This window comes from Shinella zoogloeoides (assembly GCF_020883495.1).
Taxonomy (GTDB): domain Bacteria; phylum Pseudomonadota; class Alphaproteobacteria; order Rhizobiales; family Rhizobiaceae; genus Shinella; species Shinella zoogloeoides.
This window is the reverse complement of sequence record NZ_CP086611.1, coordinates 72968-90251: the sequence shown is the minus strand read 5'-3', so window position 1 is coordinate 90251 and position 17284 is coordinate 72968. Positions and strand designations below refer to the sequence as shown.

The following is a 17284-nucleotide window of genomic DNA, read 5'->3' as shown; positions in this document are numbered from 1 at the left end:
GCGGGGATCAGGCCCGTTTGGGCATGCGCGGCGTGCCGGCCAGCAGCTTCTGCGTATAGGGATGAGCGGGGCGCGCAAGAATATCGCGCGTTGCGCCCTGCTCCACGATCCGCCCCTTCTCCAGCACGACAAGCCGTTCGCAGAGCAGCGCGACGAGCGCGATATCGTGCGAGACGACGATGAAGGTCGTGCGCGCCGAAAGGGTGCGCAGGAGATCGATGATGCGGGTACGCGTGGTCAGGTCCAGCGCGCTCACCACCTCGTCGGCGATGATCAGGTCCGGGTTGGCGACGATGGCTCGTGCGATGGCGATGCGCTGGCGCTGGCCGCCGGAGAATTCGTGCGGATAGCGCTGCGCGGCGTCGGCCGGCAGATCGACGTCCCGCAAGGCCTGCGCCACGGCTGCCGCGATATCGGTCTCGATCTTCAGCGAGCGCAGCGGCTCGGCGATGATGTCGAAGACCCGCTGCCGCGGATCGAGCGAAGAATAGGGATCCTGGAACACCGCCTGCACGCTGCGGCGGAACCCGCGCATGAAGGTCCGCTCAGTGGTATCGAGTGCAGTGCCCCGGAACGCGATCGTCCCTGTGGAGACGCGCTCCAGCCCCAGCAGCAGCTTCAAGAGGGTCGTCTTGCCGGAACCGGATTCCCCGACGATGCCGAGATTGTCGCCGGCGGCCACGGCAAGGTCGATGCCGTGCAGCACCGTCTTTCCCTTCGCATAGCCGAAGGATACGCCGGAAAGGTCGAGCAGCGTCACAGGGCGGCCTCCAGGGCTTCGTCGAAGGCGCGGGCGGCAGCGACCAGCCCTTGCGTGTAGGGATGGACGGGGCGGTCGAAGAGCGTGCCGACCGGGCCGTGCTCGATCAGTTCGCCCTGGCGCATCACCAGCGCCCGCTCAGCGATGGTGGCGACGACCGGCAGGTCGTGGCTGATGAAGAGAAGGCCCATACCCTCGTCGCGCACCAGCGTTTCCAGCAGTTTCAGGATCTCGGCCTGTGTCGTCACGTCGAGCGCCGTCGTCGGCTCGTCGGCGATCAGCAGCTTCGGGCGGCAAGCGAGCGCCATGGCGATGGCCGCGCGCTGGCGCTGCCCACCGGAAATCTCATGCGGGAAGGCGCGGGCGATACGCTCCGGTTCCGGCAGGGCGATGCGTTGCAGAAGCCCCGCCACCTTTGCCTTCACATCCGCCCCGGCGAGCGTGGCCCCATCGCGCCGCGACCTGCGCCGCACCACCTCGGCCACCTGATCGCCGATGCGCATCAGCGGGTCGAGCGCGGTCATCGGCTCCTGGAACACGGCGGCGATGCTGCGGCCGCGCAGGGGCACGAGGTCACGGTCGCGCGCGCCGACGACCTGCCGGCCATCCAGCAGGATGGAACCGGAAACGCGCATCGTTTCCGGCAGGAGGCCGAGCACGGCAAGCGCCGTCAGCGACTTGCCGGAGCCGGATTCGCCGATAAGGCCGATCCGTTCGCCCGCAGCGAGCGAGAAGGAAATGCCGGAAACCAGCACGCGGTCGGCCGTGCGGATTTCGAGGTTTTCGACGGACAGCAGCGCGCTCATCGGCTCCTCCTGCGGGTGGGATCGGCGATGTCGCGCAAGCCGTCGGCAAAGAGGTTGAGGCCGATGACGAGGGAGACCAGTGCAAGGCCGGGCGCAATCGCGCCGAAGGGCGCGGTGTAGACGGAGGCCTGCGCCTCCTGCAACAGCCGCCCCCAGGAGGCGTTCGGCGGCGGCGCGCCGAGGCCGAGATAGGAAAGCGAAGCCTCGGCAATGACCGCAAGGCCGAATTGCAGGGCGAAATTGACGATCAGCATCGGCCAGATATTCGGCAGGACATGGATGCGCACGATGCCCGCCCAACCCGTGCCGGCAACCCGCGCGGCGGTGATGTAGTCCATGGCGAGGACACGCTTGGAGAGGATGCGGGTCAGCCGCGCGACGATGGCCGACCCGGCGATGCCGATGGCGAGGATCGCCGTCCACAGGCTCGCCCCGTCGCTGGAGGCGACGATCAGCATGGCGAGAAGCAGCGTGGGGAAGGCGATGAGGATATCGAGCGCGGCGGCGAGGATATCGTCGAGCGTGCGGCTGGCGAAAGCGGCGAAAACGCCGGCCGTTACGCCGATCATCGCGCTCAGCGCCACCGCGCCGCAGCCGACGAGAAGGGCAATGCGCGAGCCGATCATGATCTGGGTCATGAGATCGCGGCCGAGCCGGTCCGTTCCCGCCCAATGGGCAAGCGATGGGCCTTCCAGACGCCCGCCCACCATGTCGCCGACCCCGTAAGGCGTCCAGACGAGGGAAAGCAGCCCGACGACGACATGCAGGCCGACCAGAAACCCGCCGCCGGCCAGCGGCCACGGGATCGGGGCTTTTTTCGCGGTGCTTTCGCCCGAAGACACGGTATCGCTCATGCGCCGCCTCCCGCTGCCCGGCCGCGCAGGCGCGGATCGACCAGCCTTTGCAAGAGGTCGGCGGCAAAGCCGACCAGCAGCACCAGCAGCGTCGAGACGAACAGCACGCCCTGCACATTGGGGTAGTCGCGCTGCTCTATGCCGAGCAGCAGCATGGAGCCGAGGCCCGGCAGGGCGAAGACCCGCTCCACCACCACCGCGCCGAGCAGCGTCGAGGCAAGCTCGATGCCGAGAATGGAAATGACCGGCACCGCGCCGTTGCGGATACCGTGGCGCAGCAGCGCCTCGGAAAAGGTAGACCCGAGCGCGCGGGCCGTGCGCAGGTAGTCGCTGCCCAGCACGTCCTGCGTGGCCGAGCGCACATAGCGGATCAGCGAGGCGGACATGACGAGGGCGATGGTCGCGACGGGCAGGACGAGGTTCTGGAAGGCGGCGCCCGGCGCCTGCCAGCCGCGCGAGGGGAAGCCGCCGGAGGGAAAGAGCCGGAGATTCACCGCAAAGACCGTAACGAGAAGGATACCGATCCAGAACACCGGTATGGCGATGCCGAGCTGGGAGACGACGGAGATGAGCCCGCCGTACCAGCGGTTCTGCCGCACGACCGAGAGGATGCCGAGCGGCACCGCGAGCACGATGGCGACGACGAAGGCCATCAGCGTCAGCGGCACGGTGACGACGAGGCGCTTGCCGATCTCCTCCAGCACCGGCGCGCCGCTGACGAAGGAATGGCCGAGGTCGAAACGGGCGAGGCTGCCGGCAAAGCGCACGAACTGTTCAAGGAGCGGCAGGTCGGAGCCGACCTGCTTGCGCGCGGCCTCGATCTGCGCGGCGTCCGCCCCGACGGAGACGAGCGCATTGGCGGGATCGCCCGGCAGGAGACGCAGCAATATGAACAGGATAACGGCGGCAATGACGACCGACAGCGCCAGGATGGCGGTGCGGCGGACTATGTAGGAAAGTATGGTATCAACCTCTCATGGAGACGCCGCCCGAACATAGTTCAGGCGGCATTTCATGTCGAGCATCCCGGCCGGCGCTTACTCGGCCTTGGTGATGCCGTAGGCGAAGAACTGCGAGTTCAGGCCGTTGACCGGGTAGCCGCTGACGGTGTTCTTCGACACCACGATCTGCGGATAGAGATAGAACCAGTTGCTGGCCGCATCCTCCGCGATGATCGTGTTTGCTTCCTTCAGCTTCTCGGTCTGCTCGGCTTCCGTCGCGCTGGCTTCGGCTTCCTTGATCAGGTCGACGACCTTGGGGTTGTTGTAGCCCCAGTAGAAGTCCGGGTTGCCGTAGAAGACGATGTCGCGGTGGTTGACGTGCTCCTGCAAGGTCGCCTGGAAGTCATGCGCCTTGTAGACCTTGGTGTACCACTCGTTGGCCGTGATGACGTTGATGTTCACCTTCACGCCGATCTTGGCCAGCTCGCTCTGGATGAACTGCGCGGCGATGGGGTGCGGATCGTAGTTCGGCGTGTCGATGGTGAAGGTGAAGCCGTCGGGATAGCCCGCCTCCTTCAGCAGCGCCTTGGCGCTTTCCGGGTCGTAGGCGTCGGTCTTGGTGAGGTCCGAATACCAGGCGTCGGTCGGCGGCACGAAGGAGCCGATCAGGGTGCCGTAATCGCCCCAGACGGCCTTCAGCAGCTTCTCGTCGTCGATGGCGCGGGCGAGCGCCTTGCGGACCTTCACATTGTCGAAGGGCGCGACGCGGTCGTTATAGGCGAGCAGCAGCTTGGTGGTCGACTTGCCCTCGCTGACGGTGAATTCCGGGTTGTCCTTGAACTGCGCCAGCGAATCCGGGCTTTGCACCGAGGTGACGATATCGACCGAGCCGGTCAGCAGCGCGTTGTTGAGCGCCGTCGCCTCGGTGAAATACTGGAAGACGACCTCGCCGTTCTTCGGCTTCTCGCCCCAGTATTTGTCGAAGCGGGCAATCGAAAGCGACGAGCCGCGGCGCCATTCCTCCAGCGCATAGGGACCGGTTCCGTCTTCCTTCGACTGGAAATCCGTCGCCTCGTCATTGGCGATCCAGACATAGCTCAGATTGTAGGGCAGCGAGATCGAGCGCGAGGCGAGCTTGACGACCACGGTCGCATCGTCCGGCGTCTCGATGCTGGCGATGGATTTCAGGCTGTTCTTGCGCGAGCTTTTCGAGGCTTCCGCCGTCACGCGCTCGATGGAGAACTTGACGTCCTTGGAGGTCAGCGGCGCGCCGGAATGGAAGGTGACGCCCGGCTGCAGCGTGAACGTATAGGTCAGGCCATCGTCGCTGACCTTGGTGTCCTTCGCCAGAACCGGCTCCACCGTGCCCGCATCCGTCAGGCGGAACAGCGCCTCATAGACATTGCCGTTGAAGGCTTCGTTGATGCCCTGGCCGGCGCCGGCCGTGTTGTCGAGGTTCTGCGGCTCGTAGAGCGAGCCGATATTGATCGTGGCGTCGGGATCACTGTCCGCGGCAAGGGTCTGGCCGGAAACGCCCAATGCAAGCGCGGCCGCGAGCGCCGCGATCACGGCCCTGTTGCTGCGGCCCGCGGCTCCGCCGAGGATGTTGAAACCGTTCATCGCATTCTCCTGTTTCGATGCGGGCGCAATCGACGCCCGCCATGGGGACAGATTGTATTGATCCTAACGGGACAACGGTATGCGTTTCCACTCCAATTTGCGGAAATTAAAGGGAATTGTCTTTCAAGGAGCGGCAAATCCATGGATAGTTTTCGCGCCTGCGAAGCAGGCCGCGACGAAGGAAGAGGCGAGGCACGAATGAGCGACTTGAACCGCATGAGGGCGCAGGCGCTGCTTGCGGCGGACGGACTGGACGGGATGATCCTCTTCCGGCCGGAGGCTTTCCGCTATGCGACCGGCCTTGCCGCCGGCGTCGCGACCATGTGGGGCCGCGCCGGCTCGGCCACCGCCCTCGTGCCTGCGGATGCGGCCGCGCCCTTGGCCGCCGTCATGAGCGATCACGCCGCGGCCGGCGCAAGGCATCTTGCGGAAACGATCGATATCCGCACGCATCGTATCTGGATCGACGGCGTGACGCTCACGGATGCGCGCATGGTGGCGGATATCGACGCCGCCTATCGCGCGGACGGCAATGTCGGGCCGCGCCCGGAAACCTTCGACCAGCCGGCCTGCTTCCGCCTTCTTGCCGATATCCTCGCCGAGCGCGGGCTTGCCGGGGCACGGCTCGGGGTGGACCTCGACTTCATGCCCGCCGCCGATTTTTCTGCGCTGAAGGCGGCCATCCCCGGCGTCGACTGGCGCGACGCCTCCGATATTCTCCGCCGCCTGCGCCTCATCAAGAACGAACGGGAGATCGAACGGCTGCGCCGGGCGGCCCATTGCGCGGAAGCAGGGCTTGAGAGCCTGATGCGGGCGGCGCAGCCCGGCGTGCGCATTCCGGAGCTTTCGGCGGCGTGGCTTGCCGGCGCGCGCGAGGCGGCAAGGCTCGGCGGATACGGGCTTTCCGGCCACTGGGACTATATCTCCATCGGCCCGAACCTGCAGGATACCGCCGCTGCCCTCGGCCCTGGCGGTCTCGTGAAGGCGGATGTCGGCACGCTGGTCGAGGGCTATTCGTCCGACGGCGCGCGCACCTTCGTCTGGGGCACACCCTCGCCGCTCGCCGCAGACATCTACAAGGCCCTGCTCGATGCGTTCCTTGCAGGCGTCGAGGTTCTGCGGCCCGGCAACACCTTCGGCCATGTACATGCGACGATGCTCGCCGCCATGCGCCGACACGGCTTCCATGAATATTACCGGGGGCACTTCGGGCATTCCGTCGGTGCGGCGGCGGGCATCGAGGAATGGCCGTTCCTCTCCCATGGCAACGCCATCGTCATCGAGCCGGGCATGGTGCTGGCGCTCGAGGCCCCCTTCTATGCCGAGGGCCTCGGCGCGCTGATGATCGAGGAACAGTTCCTCATCGCGCCGGACGGTCCGCAGACCATGAACCGGCTGCCGCGCGAGCTGGTCTCGCTCGGAGCCTGAGCCGGGCGACCTTCAGATGATGCCGCCGCCGCCGGCCGCCGATGCCGGGCGCTCCGCCGCGACTTTCGCCCGATAACCGCTGGCGCGATAGGTCGCGACCGGATCGATTGCGCCGCCCGTGCGCCGGCGGGCTTCCGCGAGGATCGGCTCCACATCGGCGCGATAGGCGCGCTTCAGCGTTTCCGTCGCCATCAGGGCGTCGTTGTCGTCCTGATAGCCGGCGAGCGCCGCGCGGTCGACAAGCAGGGCCTGCGCATAGGCGCGGCGGATTTCATTGGCGCTGTTGATCAGGCTCTCGATCGGGTCGGTGACATTGTGCGACTGGTCGATCATGTGGGCCGGATGGAAGCCTTCGACGCCCCGCGCCTCCGCATCCACAAGCTCGTTGAAGACGAGGAACAGGCGGTAGGGTTCTATCGCGCCGGCATCGAGGTCGTCGTCGCCGTATTTGGAATCGTTGAAGTGGAAGCCGCCGAGCTTGCCGAACTGGATGAGCCGGGCGACGATCATCTCGATATTGGTGTTCGGCGCGTGATGGCCGAGATCGACGAGGCATTGCGCCTTGGGGCCGAGGGTCTGGGCGATCAGGTAATTGGTGCCCCAGTCCTGCACGACCGTCGAATAGAAGGCCGGCTCGTACATCTTGTGTTCGGAGAAGAGCTTCCAGTCGTCCGGCATGCCCTTGTAGATTTCCGCCATCGCCGCGAGGTAGCGCTCGAAAGCCTTGGTGAAGTTGCTCTGGCCGGGGAAGTTGGAGCCGTCGCCGACCCAGACCGTCAGCGCCTTGGAGCCGATGGCCTTGCCGATCTCGATGCATTCCAGATTGTGCTCGACCGCCTGGGCGCGCGTCGCCGCGTCCGTATGGCTGAGCGAGCCGTATTTGTAGGAATGCGTCTGGCCGGGCGCGTCGGAGAAGGTGTTGGAGTTCATGGCGTCGAAGCCGAGGCCGAGCGCATCGCCCCTGGCCTTCAGTTCCTTCGGATCGGCCTTGTCCCACGGAATGTGCAGCGAGACGGTAGGTGTGGCGCGCGTCAATTGCTGGATGACGGCGCAGTCGTCCAGCTTGTCGAAGATGCCGCGCGGCTCGCCGGTTCCGGGAAAGCGCGCGAAGCGCGTGCCGCCCGTGCCGACGCCCCAGGAGGGAACGGCGACGAAGAATTTCTCGACCTTGCGCGTGATCGCCTCGATATCGACGCCGCGCCGGGCGAGATTCGCGCCGAGCGCCACGTAGTCCTCCTTCAACGCCGCGGCCCGCTTGTCGTTTTCCCGCGCGACCACATCCGCTGCGATCCTGAACTCAGCCATTCCGTCCTCCCTGACCCACGCGGCTTAGCGCGGGAAACTCTGCGCGTTGCCGGCATCCACATTGATGATGTTGCCCGTCGACTTGGCCGAAAGGTCCGAAGCGAGGAAATAGATCGCCTCGGCAATGTCCTCCGGGAAGACGTTGAGCTTCAGCATGGAGCGTTTGCGGTAATGCTCCTCCAGCTCGCTCACCTCGATCTTCGAGGAGGCCGCGCGCTGCTCGCGCCACTCGCCGCCCCAGATCTTCGAGCCGCGCAGCACCGCATCGGGGTTCACCGTGTTGACGCGGATGCCCGCTTCCGCGCCCTCCAGCGCAAGGCAGCGCGCAAGGTGGATCTCGGCGGCCTTGGCCGTGCAATAGGCCGAGGCGTTGGGCGAGGAGGCAAGGCCGTTCTTGGAGGCGACGAAGACCACGTTGCCGCCGATATTCTGGCGACGGAAGAGGCGGAACGCCTCCCGCGAGACGAGGAAATAGCCGGTCGCAAGAATCTCGATGTTCTTGTTCCACATCGAAAGCTCGGTGCTCTCGACCGGGGCCGAGGAGGCAATGCCGGCATTGGAGACGAGGATATCGACACCGCCGAATTCGACGCAGGCCTCCGCGAAGGAGGCGATGACGCCCGCTTCGTCCGTCACGTTGAGCGTGACGGTGCGCACCGCATCGCCGCTGTATTTCTTCGCGAAATCCGCGCCGACCTCCGCCAGCGCATTGGCGTCGATATCGGCCAGAACCACGCAGGCGCCCTCGCCCGCCAGCCGTTCGGCCGTCGCGCGGCCGATGCCGCCGGCCCCGCCCGTCACGAAGGCGACGCGGCCGGCAAGGCTCTTCGGCTTCGGCATGCGCTGGAGCTTCGCTTCTTCCAGCAGCCAGTATTCGATGTCGAAGGCCTCCTGTTCCGGCAGGCCCTGATATTCGGAAACGGTGGACGCGCCGCGCATCACATTGATGGCGTTGACATAGAATTCACCGGCGATGCGCGCGGTCGCCTTGTCCTTGGCGAAGGAGAGCATGCCGACGCCGGGAACGAGGAAGATCACCGGGTTGGGATCGCGCATGGCGGGCGAATTGCGGCGCTTGCAGGTCTCGTAGTAGCGCGCGTAGTCGGCGCGGTAGTCCTCCAGCGCCTTGTCGAGACCGGCGATCACGGCGTCCACATCGGGCCTTGCCGGGTCGAAATCGACGATCAGCGGGCGGATCTTGGTGCGCAGGAAATGGTCCGGGCAGGAGGTGCCGAGCGCACCAAGCGGCTTCAGGTCCTTCGAATTGACGAATTCCAGCACGGCGGCCTGATCGTCGAAATGGCCGAGCTTGCGCTCGCCCTTGCCGATGCGGCCACGGATTTCCGGCATCAGCTTCGCGGCAACGGCGCGGCGCTCGGCTTCACCGAGGCTTTTTGCGACGGCACCGCCGAAGATCGTCTTGCCCTCCGTCTCCATTGCGAACCACTCGATCGCACGGTTGATGATGTCGAGCGTCAGCAGATAGCAATCCCTGGCGTCGTCCGCCCAGGTGAAGAGGCCGTGGCTTTCGAGCACGACGCCCTTGGCCTTCGGATTGGCCTTCACGAAGGCTTCGAGGTCGAGGCCGAGCTGGAAGCCGGGGCGGCGCCAGGGCAGCCAGCCGATCTCCTCGCCGAAGATATGCGCCGTCAGCGCCTTCGAGTTCTTCGAGGCTGCGATGGCGATGATCGCATCGGGGTGCATGTGATCGACATGCGCGTAGGGCACGAAGCCATGCAGCGGCGTATCGATGGAGGCGGCGCGCGGATTGAGGTTGAAGGTGCAGTGCGGCAGGAAGCCGACCATGCGGTCTTCGTCCTCGACGCCCTTGTAGATGCCCTTCAGCGCTTCCAGCTTTTCCATGTAGAGGGTGGCGAAACCGTCGAGCTTGATGGTTCCGACGTCGCCGCCGGACCCTTTCACCCACATGACGCGGGCCTTTTCGCCCGTCAGCGGGTCGGTTTCCAGCACCTTGGCCGAGGTGTTGCCGCCGCCGTAATTGGTGATGCGCTTGTCGGCGCCAAGGAGATTGGAGCGATAGAGCAGCTTGCCCGGCTCATCGAGTCCTGCGGCATGGGCGTCGTCCCAACGGTTTTCGAGAAGGCGGGTCTGACCCGTCATGACATCCTCCCTGGTCTGTCCAATCACGGGAATCCGCGGCGGCTTCCCGTCTCCTTTCTTCGAGCTATGGCGCATCTCCCTTCGCAATGTCAATCAATTTTGATCATGAAAGATCATTGTGCAGCGCAGCATGATCTTTTTTGATCGTTTATGATTGACAGGATAAATTGAATGCGAATAAATCATACTTAGGAGGAGACCATGCACGAACGCGAACGCCATCGCATCATTTTGAGCGCCATCCAGGAAAAGCCCGTCGTGACGGTGCAGGATATCGCCGAACTGACCGAGGCATCCGAGGCCACCATTCGCCGCGATATCGCCGCGCTGCATGTGCAGGGCAAGCTGCGCCGCGTGCGCGGCGGCGCCGAGGCCGTGCATCCGCCGCAGCTCGGCAATCTGGCGGCGCGTCCGTTCAAGGTGTCCGAATCGATCAACATCGATCGCAAGCGCGCAATCGCCCGTCGCGCGGTGGAACTGTGCGAGGAAGGCGACTCGATCATCATCAACGGCGGCACCACGACCTTCCAGATGGTGCATTTCATGTCGGCCCGCCGCCTTCAGGTGATGACCAATTCCTTCGCCATCGCCGAGCATCTGGTAAAGCACTCCAAATGCACGGTGAGTGTTCCGGGCGGCGCGATCTATCGCGACCAGAGCCTCATCCTCTCGCCCTTCGACAATGACGCGATCCGCAATTTCTATGCGCGGCGCATGTTCATCGGCGCGCAGGGCGTCAATGCGCTCGGCATCATGGAAGCGGACGCGCTGGTCATCCAGAGCGAGCAGAAGCTGATGCGGCAGGCGGAAGAGCTGATCGTGATGGTCGATTCCAGCAAGTTCGAGCGGCGCTCCAGCCTCATTTTATGCCCGCTGGAGAATGTGACGACGATCATCACCGACGACAGGATTTCGGACGAGGCGGCCGCCATGGTCGCCCATGCCGGCATAAGGCTCATCACGGTCAAGCCGATGGCTTCGGCCGAGAGGGAGGATTCCACCTCGGCGGCCTGACAAGGCGGCGGCCGGGAGGAGTGAACGGTTCAACACTGGGAGGAAGACCATGAAACTGACCACGAAACTGCTCGCCGGCGCGGCGTTCGCGCTTGCCGCCATGGCATCCACGGCCAATGCCGCGGACGTGAAGATCGCCCTGCTCGTCAAGTCGCTCGGCAACGGTTTCTTCGAGGCCGCCAACAAGGGCGCCGAGGAAGCCGCCAAGGAATTGGGCGGTGTCGAGATCATCTATACCGGCCCGACCACGACGACGGCCGAAGGCCAGATCGAAGTCATCAATTCGCTGATCGCCCAGGGCGTCGACGCCATCGCGATCTCCGCCAACGACCCGGACGCCGTCGTGCCGGCGCTGAAGAAGGCGCAGCAGCGCGGCATCAAGGTCATCTCCTGGGATTCGGGCGTGGCGCCGGAAGGCCGCATCATGCACCTCAACCCCTCCTCCAACGAGCTGATCGGCAAGATGTGCCTGCAGCTCGCCAAGGACCACCTGCCGGACGGCAAGGGTGACTTCGCGATCCTCTCGGCAACGACGACCTCGACCAACCAGAACACCTGGATCGAGGAGATGAAGAAGCAGATCAAGGACTTCCCGGGCCTCAACCTCGTCACCACCGTCTATGGCGACGACCTTGCCGACAAGTCCTACCGCGAGGCGAACGGCCTCCTGACCTCGCAGCCGAACGTCAAGGTCATCGTCGCCCCGACGACGGTCGGCGTTCTCGCCGCCTCGCAGGCCGTCAAGGATGCCGGCAAGATCGGTGAAGTCTACGTGACGGGCCTCGGCCTTCCCTCCGAAATGGCCGGCGCCATCAAGTCGGGCGCGACCAAGGAATTCGCCATCTGGAACCCGATCGACCTCGGCTATTCCGCCACCCAGATCGCCTATCGCCTCGTCAAGGGCGAGACGGACGGCGCGCCGGGCTCGGAAATCGAAGCCGGCCGCATGGGCAAGATCAAGGTCGGCGACAATGGCGAAGCCGCCATGGCCGATCCCTTCGTCTACGACGCCTCGAACATCGACCAGTTCTCGAAGATCTTCTGATCCTTCGAAACAGCCTCCCGGCGGCTCCGGCCGCCGGGTTTCCTTTCCTTTTCCGGTGTAGTCGATGACGAGCGCAGCAGCTTCCATTCCGGTCGCAAGGGCCGAGGCGGCGGGAACGCCCATTCTGGAGATGCGCGGCATCTCGCAGATCTTTCCCGGCGTGAAGGCGCTCGACGGCGTCGATATCGCCCTTTATCCCGGCGAAGTGACAGCGCTGATCGGCGAGAACGGCGCGGGAAAATCGACACTGGTGAAAATCCTGACCGGCATCTACCGCCCGAACGAGGGCGAGATCGTCATGGACGGCAAGCCCGTCACCTTCGCCAATGCGCAGGCCGCCATCGATGCCGGCGTTACCGCCATCCATCAGGAAACCGTGCTTTTCGATGAGCTGACGGTCGCGGAAAACATCTTCCTCGGCCATGCGCCGCGCACGCGCTTCGGCCTCATCGACTGGAAGACCATCAACGAGCGCGCCCGCGCGCTGATGCACCAGCTCGAAAGCAATATCGACCCGACGATCAAGCTGAAGGACCTTTCCATCGCCCAGCGGCATCTGGTGGCGATCGCCCGGGCGCTTTCCGTCGAGGCGCGCATCGTCATCATGGACGAGCCGACGGCCGCCCTTTCGCGCAAGGAGATCGACGATCTCTTCCGCATCGTCGGGAACCTGAAAAAACAGGGTAAGGCGATCCTCTTCATCAGCCACAAGTTCGATGAGCTTTATGAGATCGCCGACAGCTACGCCGTCTTCCGCGACGGGCGCATGGTCGGCGCAGGCCGGCTCAAGGAAACGCCGCAGGAGGAGATCGTGCGGCTGATGGTCGGCCGCGACGTGCATGACGTCTTCCCCAAGAGCAAGGTCGCCATCGGCGAGACCGTGTTCCGGGTCGAGGGCTATTGCCACGATACGGAATTCCGCGACATCTCCTTCGACCTCCGGCGCGGCGAGATTCTCGGCGTCTATGGCCTGATCGGCGCGGGACGCTCGGAACTCTGCCAGTCGCTGTTCGGCATGACCGTCCCTGCCTCTGGAAAGACCTTCCTCGACGGGCGCGAGATCGCCATCCGCTCTTCGGCCGATGCCATTGCCGCCGGCATCGTCTATGTGCCGGAAGAGCGCGGCCGCCACGGCCTTGCGCTGGAAATGCCGATCTACCAGAACATGTCGCTGCCCTCGCTCGCCCGCACCTCGGCGCGCGGCTTCCTGAAGGCGGTCAACGAATTCGCGCTGGCGCGCAAATATGCCGAGCGGCTGGACCTGCGCGCCGCCGCGCTCTCCGTGCCGGTCGGCACGCTTTCGGGCGGCAACCAGCAGAAGGTCGTCATCGGCAAGTGGCTCGCCACCAAGCCGAAGGTGATCATCCTCGACGAGCCGACCAAGGGTATCGACATCGGCTCGAAGGCGGCCGTGCATGCCTTCATCTCGGAACTTGCCGGCGCGGGCCTTTCCATCGTCATGATCTCCTCCGAACTGCCGGAAATCCTCGGCATGTCGGACCGCGTGATGGTGATGCGTGAGGGACTGATGGCCGGCATATACGACCGCGAGGGGCTGACGGCGGAAACGCTGGTGCGCGCGGCGACCGGCAATGCATAGGGGCGGATGAGCATGCAGCGTCTTCTCAAGAACCGTGAACTCCTGCTGGCGCTGATCATCCTCGTGATGATCGCCGGCTTTGCGACGCGCGCGGCCGGCTTCGCCTCCCCCGCCAATCTCGCCAATATCTTCAACGACACGTCGATCCTGATCATCCTTGCCCTCGGCCAGATGACGGTCATCCTGACCAAGTCCATCGACCTTTCCGTCGCGGCAAATCTTGCCTTCACCGGCATGGCCGTCGCCATGCTGGATGCGGCCTATCCCGGCCTGCCGCTGGCGCTGCTCATCGTGCTCGCCGTCGGCATCGGCGCGGCGCTCGGCGCGATCAACGGCTTCCTCGTCTGGCTGCTGCAAATCCCGCCTATCGTCGTGACGCTCGGCACGCTCACCATCTATCGCGGCATGGCCTTCGTGCTGTCGGGCGGCGGCTGGGTGAACGCCCACCAGATGACGCCCGACTTCCTCAATCTGCCGCGTTTCCCCGTCCTCGGCCTGCCGATCCTCTCCTGGCTCGCCATCGCCATCGTGCTGATGATGTGGTTCGTGCTGACGCGCACGCCCTTCGGCCGCGCCGCCTATGCGTCCGGCGGCAACCCCACGGCTGCCGTCTATGCCGGCATCGATGTCGGCCGCTCGCGCTTCCTCGCCTTCGTGTTGTCGGGCGCGCTCGCCGGCCTTTCCGGCTATCTCTGGGTGTCGCGCTATGCGGTCGCCTATGTCGACATCGCCGCCGGCTTCGAGCTGGACAGCGTCGCGGCCTGCGTCATCGGCGGCATTTCCATTGCCGGCGGCATCGGCAGCGTGATCGGCACCGTGCTCGGCGCGCTCTTCCTCGGCGTCATCAAGAACGCACTGCCCGTCATCGGCATCTCGCCCTTCGCGCAGATGGCCATTTCCGGCGTCGTCATCATCCTCGCCGTCGTCTTCAACGCCCGCGCCGAGAAGAAGAAGGGCCGCATCATCCTGCGCGACCGCGCCGCCAAGGAGAAGCTGGCATGACCCAAATGGCACCGGGCGAGACCACGATCCGCCGCCAGATTCCCGACCGGCTCGGCACGCCGATGAAGCGCCTGCTGGCAAGCTGGGAGGTGCTGCTCTTCTGCGTGGCCGTCCTCATCTTCATCGCCAATTCGCTGGCCTCGCCCTATTTCCTCGACGCCTGGAACCTCTCGGACGCGACGTTCAACTTCACGGAAAAGGCGCTGGTCGCCTTCGCCATGGCGCTGCTGATCATCGCCGGCGAAATCGACCTTTCCGTCGCCGCGATCATCGCGCTCGCCTCGACCGCCATGGGCGCGGCGGTGCAGATGGGCGTCGGCACGCCGGGCCTCGTCCTGATCGGCATCGGCACCGGCCTTGCCTGCGGCGCGTTCAACGGCCTGCTCGTCGCAGGCCTCAAGCTGCCCTCCATCGTCGTCACCATCGGCACGATGAGCCTCTTCCGCGGCATCTCCTATATCGTGCTCGGCGATCAGGCCTATGGCAAATACCCCACCGACTTCGCCTGGTTCGGCCAGGGCTATGTCGCCTGGGTCTTCTCCTTCGAATTCATGCTCTTCCTCGTCATGGCCGTGGTCTTCGGCGTGCTGCTGCACCGGACGAATTTCGGCCGCCACGTCTATGTCATCGGCAACAATGCCATGGCCGCGCGCTTTTCCGGCATCCCGGTCGACCGGGTGAAGTTCATCCTCTTCCTGCTGACAGGCCTGATGAGCGGTATCGCCGCCGTCTGCCTCACCTCGCGCCTCGGCTCCACGCGTCCCTCCATCGCGCAGGGCTGGGAACTGGAGATCGTCACGATGGTCGTGCTCGGCGGGGTCTCGATCCTCGGCGGGGCGGGCACGATTGCCGGCGTCGTCATCGCCGCCTTCGTCATGGGTCTCGTCACCTTCGGTCTCGGCCTTCTCAACGTGCCGGGCATCGTCATGTCCATCTTCATCGGCCTACTGCTGATCGTCACCATCGCCCTGCCGATCGTCGCGCGCCGGATCAAGCATGCGAGGAAAGCCTGATGGAACGCCATGCTTTCAAGATGAAACTCCATCCCGGCATGGAGGCCGAATACAGGAAGCGGCACGACGAGATTTGGCCGGAACTGGTCGACCTGCTGCACGAGGCCGGCGCGTCCGACTATTCCATCTATCTCGACCCGGAAACGAACATCCTCTTCGGCATCCTCACCCGGCCGAAGGATCACGCCCTCGCCGCTTTGCCCGAGCATCCCGTGATGAAACGCTGGTGGGCGAATATGGCGGATATCATGGAGACCAACCCGGACAACTCTCCGGTCCAGAGCGACCTCGTTCCCGTCTTCCACATGCCATGACTGCTTATCGTCGCATCGCCGTCCTCGATATCGGCAAGACCAATGCCAAGGTGGTCGTCCTCGACGCCGCGACGGGCGCGGAAATCGCCGCCGCCCGGATGGCCAATGTCGCGCTCAAGGACGGCCCCTACCCACATTACGACGTCGAAGCCCTCTGGTCCTTCGCGCTCGACGCTTTCCGCCGCTTCGCGAAAGCGCCGGGCTTCGATGCCATTTCGATCACGACGCATGGCGCATCGGCCGCCCTGCTCGATGCGGATGGCCGGCTCGCCTTGCCGGTGCTCGACTACGAACACGAATACCCACAGGCGATCCGCGAAGCCTATGACGCGATCCGCCCGGCCTTTGCCGAGACCCGCTCACCGCGTCTGTCGATGGGCCTCAATGTCGGGGCACAACTGCACTACCAGAAGACCGCGTTTCCCGACGAATTCGCCAAGGTCGCGGCCATCGTCACCTATCCGCAATACTGGGCGGCGCGGCTGACCGGCGTTTCGGCCAACGAAATCACCTCGCTCGGCTGCCACACCGATCTCTGGAACCCCGAGACCGGCGACTATTCCACGCTTGTCGACACGCTCGGCATCCGCCCGCTGATGGCCCCGATCCGGTCTGCCTTCGATACGCTCGGCCCCGTCCTGCCCGAAATCGCCGAAACCCTCGGCGTCCGCGTGCCCGTCTATTGCGGCATCCACGATTCCAATGCCTCGCTGCTGCCGCATCTGGTGACGCGGCAAGCGCCCTTCTCGGTCGTCTCGACCGGCACATGGGTGATCAACTTCGCCGTCGGCGGCGATCTGGAGCATCTCGACCCGGCGCGCGACACGCTCGCCAATGTCGATGCCTACGGCCGCGCCGTCCCCTCCTCCCGCTTCATGGGCGGGCGCGAATTCGAAATTCTTTCGGCCGAGATCGGCGACGCGGCGGAGGCGGATATCCGCGCCGCCCTGCCGTTCGTGATCGAAAGGGGGCTGATGCTCACGCCGAATGTCACGCCCGGCTCCGGCCCCTTCCCCGGGCACGAGCGGCAATGGCTGAACGCCGAAGGCGCAAGCGCCGCCGAGCGCCACGCTGCCGCCTGCCTCTACCTCGCCCTGATGAGCGAGGCCTGCCTCGACCTGATCGGGGCCGGGGGACCGAGCATCGTCGAAGGCCCCTTCGCCGCGAACGGCCTCTACCTCACCCTGCTCGCCGCCCTGACCGGGCGGCCGGTCGCCGCCGTACCCGGTTCGACGGGCACGAGCCAGGGCGCGTCCCTCCTTGCAGGCATCGCGCCCGTGGCGACGCCCGAGACCGTCGTCCCGCCGGCCGCGATAGCCGGGCTGGCGGCCTACCGCACCACCTGGCTGACCGCTCTCGGGCAGAAGCCGAACCGCGCGGGATAAAGCGGCACCTTTATCTTTTCCTTACGTCGCCCCGACGCCTTCCCAATCGAAACCTGACCCCAGCCGGGCCTAGTCT

At 65.2% G+C, this 17284-nt stretch carries 15 protein-coding genes; 8 read left to right on the top strand and 7 right to left on the bottom strand.

What is annotated here, in order from left to right; translation table 11 throughout:
• Positions 1–7: 7 nt before the first annotated feature.
• The 5 genes from K8M09_RS19990 to K8M09_RS19970 form a co-directional block, all read right to left on the bottom strand.
• On the bottom strand, positions 8–760 hold the full coding sequence (locus K8M09_RS19990) for an ABC transporter ATP-binding protein (RefSeq protein WP_160785803.1): 753 nt from the start codon (positions 758–760) through the stop codon (positions 8–10).
• Positions 757–1566 carry an ATP-binding cassette domain-containing protein gene (locus K8M09_RS19985; protein WP_160785804.1) on the bottom strand — a complete coding sequence of 270 codons (810 nt, stop codon included), beginning with the start codon at positions 1564–1566 and terminating at the stop codon, positions 757–759. Before K8M09_RS19985 ends, K8M09_RS19990 begins: the two co-directional genes overlap by 4 nt.
• Positions 1563–2420, bottom strand: coding sequence for an ABC transporter permease (locus tag K8M09_RS19980; RefSeq protein WP_160785805.1), 858 nt, complete (start codon positions 2418–2420; stop codon positions 1563–1565). Before K8M09_RS19980 ends, K8M09_RS19985 begins: the two co-directional genes overlap by 4 nt.
• A complete protein-coding gene (locus K8M09_RS19975; protein ID WP_160785917.1) occupies positions 2417–3382 on the bottom strand; it encodes an ABC transporter permease in 966 nt (321 codons plus the stop codon). Before K8M09_RS19975 ends, K8M09_RS19980 begins: the two co-directional genes overlap by 4 nt.
• 75 nt (positions 3383–3457) lie before the next feature.
• Positions 3458–4981, bottom strand: a complete 1524-nt coding sequence (locus K8M09_RS19970; protein ID WP_160785806.1) for an ABC transporter substrate-binding protein — start codon at positions 4979–4981, stop codon at positions 3458–3460.
• A 198-nt stretch (positions 4982–5179) separates the two neighbouring features.
• Here K8M09_RS19970 and K8M09_RS19965 point away from each other — a divergent pair, with 198 nt between their 5' ends.
• Positions 5180–6409 (top strand): M24 family metallopeptidase, encoded by a 1230-nt coding sequence (locus K8M09_RS19965; protein ID WP_160785807.1) that lies wholly within the window; start codon positions 5180–5182, stop codon positions 6407–6409.
• Positions 6410–6421: 12 nt separating this feature from the next.
• Here K8M09_RS19965 and rhaI read toward each other — a convergent pair whose 3' ends face one another.
• Both rhaI and K8M09_RS19955 read right to left on the bottom strand, forming a co-directional pair.
• Entirely contained in the window at positions 6422–7714 is a 1293-nt protein-coding gene (rhaI, locus tag K8M09_RS19960; RefSeq protein WP_160785808.1) for an L-rhamnose catabolism isomerase, read from the bottom strand.
• 24 nt (positions 7715–7738) lie between these two features.
• Entirely contained in the window at positions 7739–9835 is a 2097-nt protein-coding gene (locus K8M09_RS19955) for a bifunctional rhamnulose-1-phosphate aldolase/short-chain dehydrogenase (protein ID WP_160785809.1), read from the bottom strand.
• Positions 9836–10036: 201 nt separating this feature from the next.
• Here K8M09_RS19955 and K8M09_RS19950 point away from each other — a divergent pair, with 201 nt between their 5' ends.
• From K8M09_RS19950 to K8M09_RS19920, 7 genes are all read left to right on the top strand, one after another.
• A complete protein-coding gene (locus tag K8M09_RS19950; protein ID WP_160785810.1) occupies positions 10037–10849 on the top strand; it encodes a DeoR/GlpR family DNA-binding transcription regulator in 813 nt (270 codons plus the stop codon).
• A gap of 49 nt (positions 10850–10898) precedes the next feature.
• Positions 10899–11894, top strand: coding sequence for a rhamnose ABC transporter substrate-binding protein (rhaS, locus tag K8M09_RS19945; RefSeq protein WP_160785811.1), 996 nt, complete (start codon positions 10899–10901; stop codon positions 11892–11894).
• Positions 11895–11958: 64 nt separating this feature from the next.
• Positions 11959–13494 carry a sugar ABC transporter ATP-binding protein gene (locus K8M09_RS19940; protein WP_160785812.1) on the top strand — a complete coding sequence of 512 codons (1536 nt, stop codon included), beginning with the start codon at positions 11959–11961 and terminating at the stop codon, positions 13492–13494.
• Between the two features lie 12 nt (positions 13495–13506).
• Positions 13507–14496 carry an ABC transporter permease gene (locus K8M09_RS19935; RefSeq protein WP_119254938.1) on the top strand — a complete coding sequence of 330 codons (990 nt, stop codon included), beginning with the start codon at positions 13507–13509 and terminating at the stop codon, positions 14494–14496.
• A 5-nt stretch (positions 14497–14501) separates the two neighbouring features.
• Positions 14502–15509, top strand: coding sequence for an ABC transporter permease (locus K8M09_RS19930; RefSeq protein ID WP_160785918.1), 1008 nt, complete (start codon positions 14502–14504; stop codon positions 15507–15509).
• Positions 15509–15823, top strand: coding sequence for an L-rhamnose mutarotase (rhaM, locus tag K8M09_RS19925; RefSeq protein ID WP_160785813.1), 315 nt, complete (start codon positions 15509–15511; stop codon positions 15821–15823). The genes K8M09_RS19930 and rhaM overlap by 1 nt, the downstream gene beginning before the upstream one ends.
• Complete coding sequence (locus K8M09_RS19920; protein WP_160785814.1) at positions 15820–17208, top strand: FGGY-family carbohydrate kinase; 1389 nt, start codon at positions 15820–15822, stop codon at positions 17206–17208. Before rhaM ends, K8M09_RS19920 begins: the two co-directional genes overlap by 4 nt.
• Positions 17209–17284: the final 76 nt, after the last annotated feature.

Excerpts from the sequence above, each read along its gene's own strand:
- K8M09_RS19985 (WP_160785804.1), bottom strand. The coding sequence starts at position 1,566 with ATGAGCGCGCTGCTGTCCGTCGAAAACCTCGAAATCCGCACGGCCGAC.
- K8M09_RS19980 (WP_160785805.1), bottom strand. The coding sequence starts at position 2,420 with ATGAGCGATACCGTGTCTTCGGGCGAAAGCACCGCGAAAAAAGCCCCG.
- K8M09_RS19970 (WP_160785806.1), bottom strand. The coding sequence starts at position 4,981 with ATGAACGGTTTCAACATCCTCGGCGGAGCCGCGGGCCGCAGCAACAGG.
- K8M09_RS19965 (WP_160785807.1), top strand. The coding sequence starts at position 5,180 with ATGAGCGACTTGAACCGCATGAGGGCGCAGGCGCTGCTTGCGGCGGAC.
- rhaI (WP_160785808.1), bottom strand. The coding sequence starts at position 7,714 with ATGGCTGAGTTCAGGATCGCAGCGGATGTGGTCGCGCGGGAAAACGAC.
- K8M09_RS19955 (WP_160785809.1), bottom strand. The coding sequence starts at position 9,835 with ATGACGGGTCAGACCCGCCTTCTCGAAAACCGTTGGGACGACGCCCAT.
- K8M09_RS19950 (WP_160785810.1), top strand. The coding sequence starts at position 10,037 with ATGCACGAACGCGAACGCCATCGCATCATTTTGAGCGCCATCCAGGAA.
- rhaS (WP_160785811.1), top strand. The coding sequence starts at position 10,899 with ATGAAACTGACCACGAAACTGCTCGCCGGCGCGGCGTTCGCGCTTGCC.
- K8M09_RS19940 (WP_160785812.1), top strand. The coding sequence starts at position 11,959 with ATGACGAGCGCAGCAGCTTCCATTCCGGTCGCAAGGGCCGAGGCGGCG.
- K8M09_RS19935 (WP_119254938.1), top strand. The coding sequence starts at position 13,507 with ATGCAGCGTCTTCTCAAGAACCGTGAACTCCTGCTGGCGCTGATCATC.
- K8M09_RS19930 (WP_160785918.1), top strand. The coding sequence starts at position 14,502 with ATGGCACCGGGCGAGACCACGATCCGCCGCCAGATTCCCGACCGGCTC.
- rhaM (WP_160785813.1), top strand. The coding sequence starts at position 15,509 with ATGGAACGCCATGCTTTCAAGATGAAACTCCATCCCGGCATGGAGGCC.
- K8M09_RS19920 (WP_160785814.1), top strand. The coding sequence starts at position 15,820 with ATGACTGCTTATCGTCGCATCGCCGTCCTCGATATCGGCAAGACCAAT.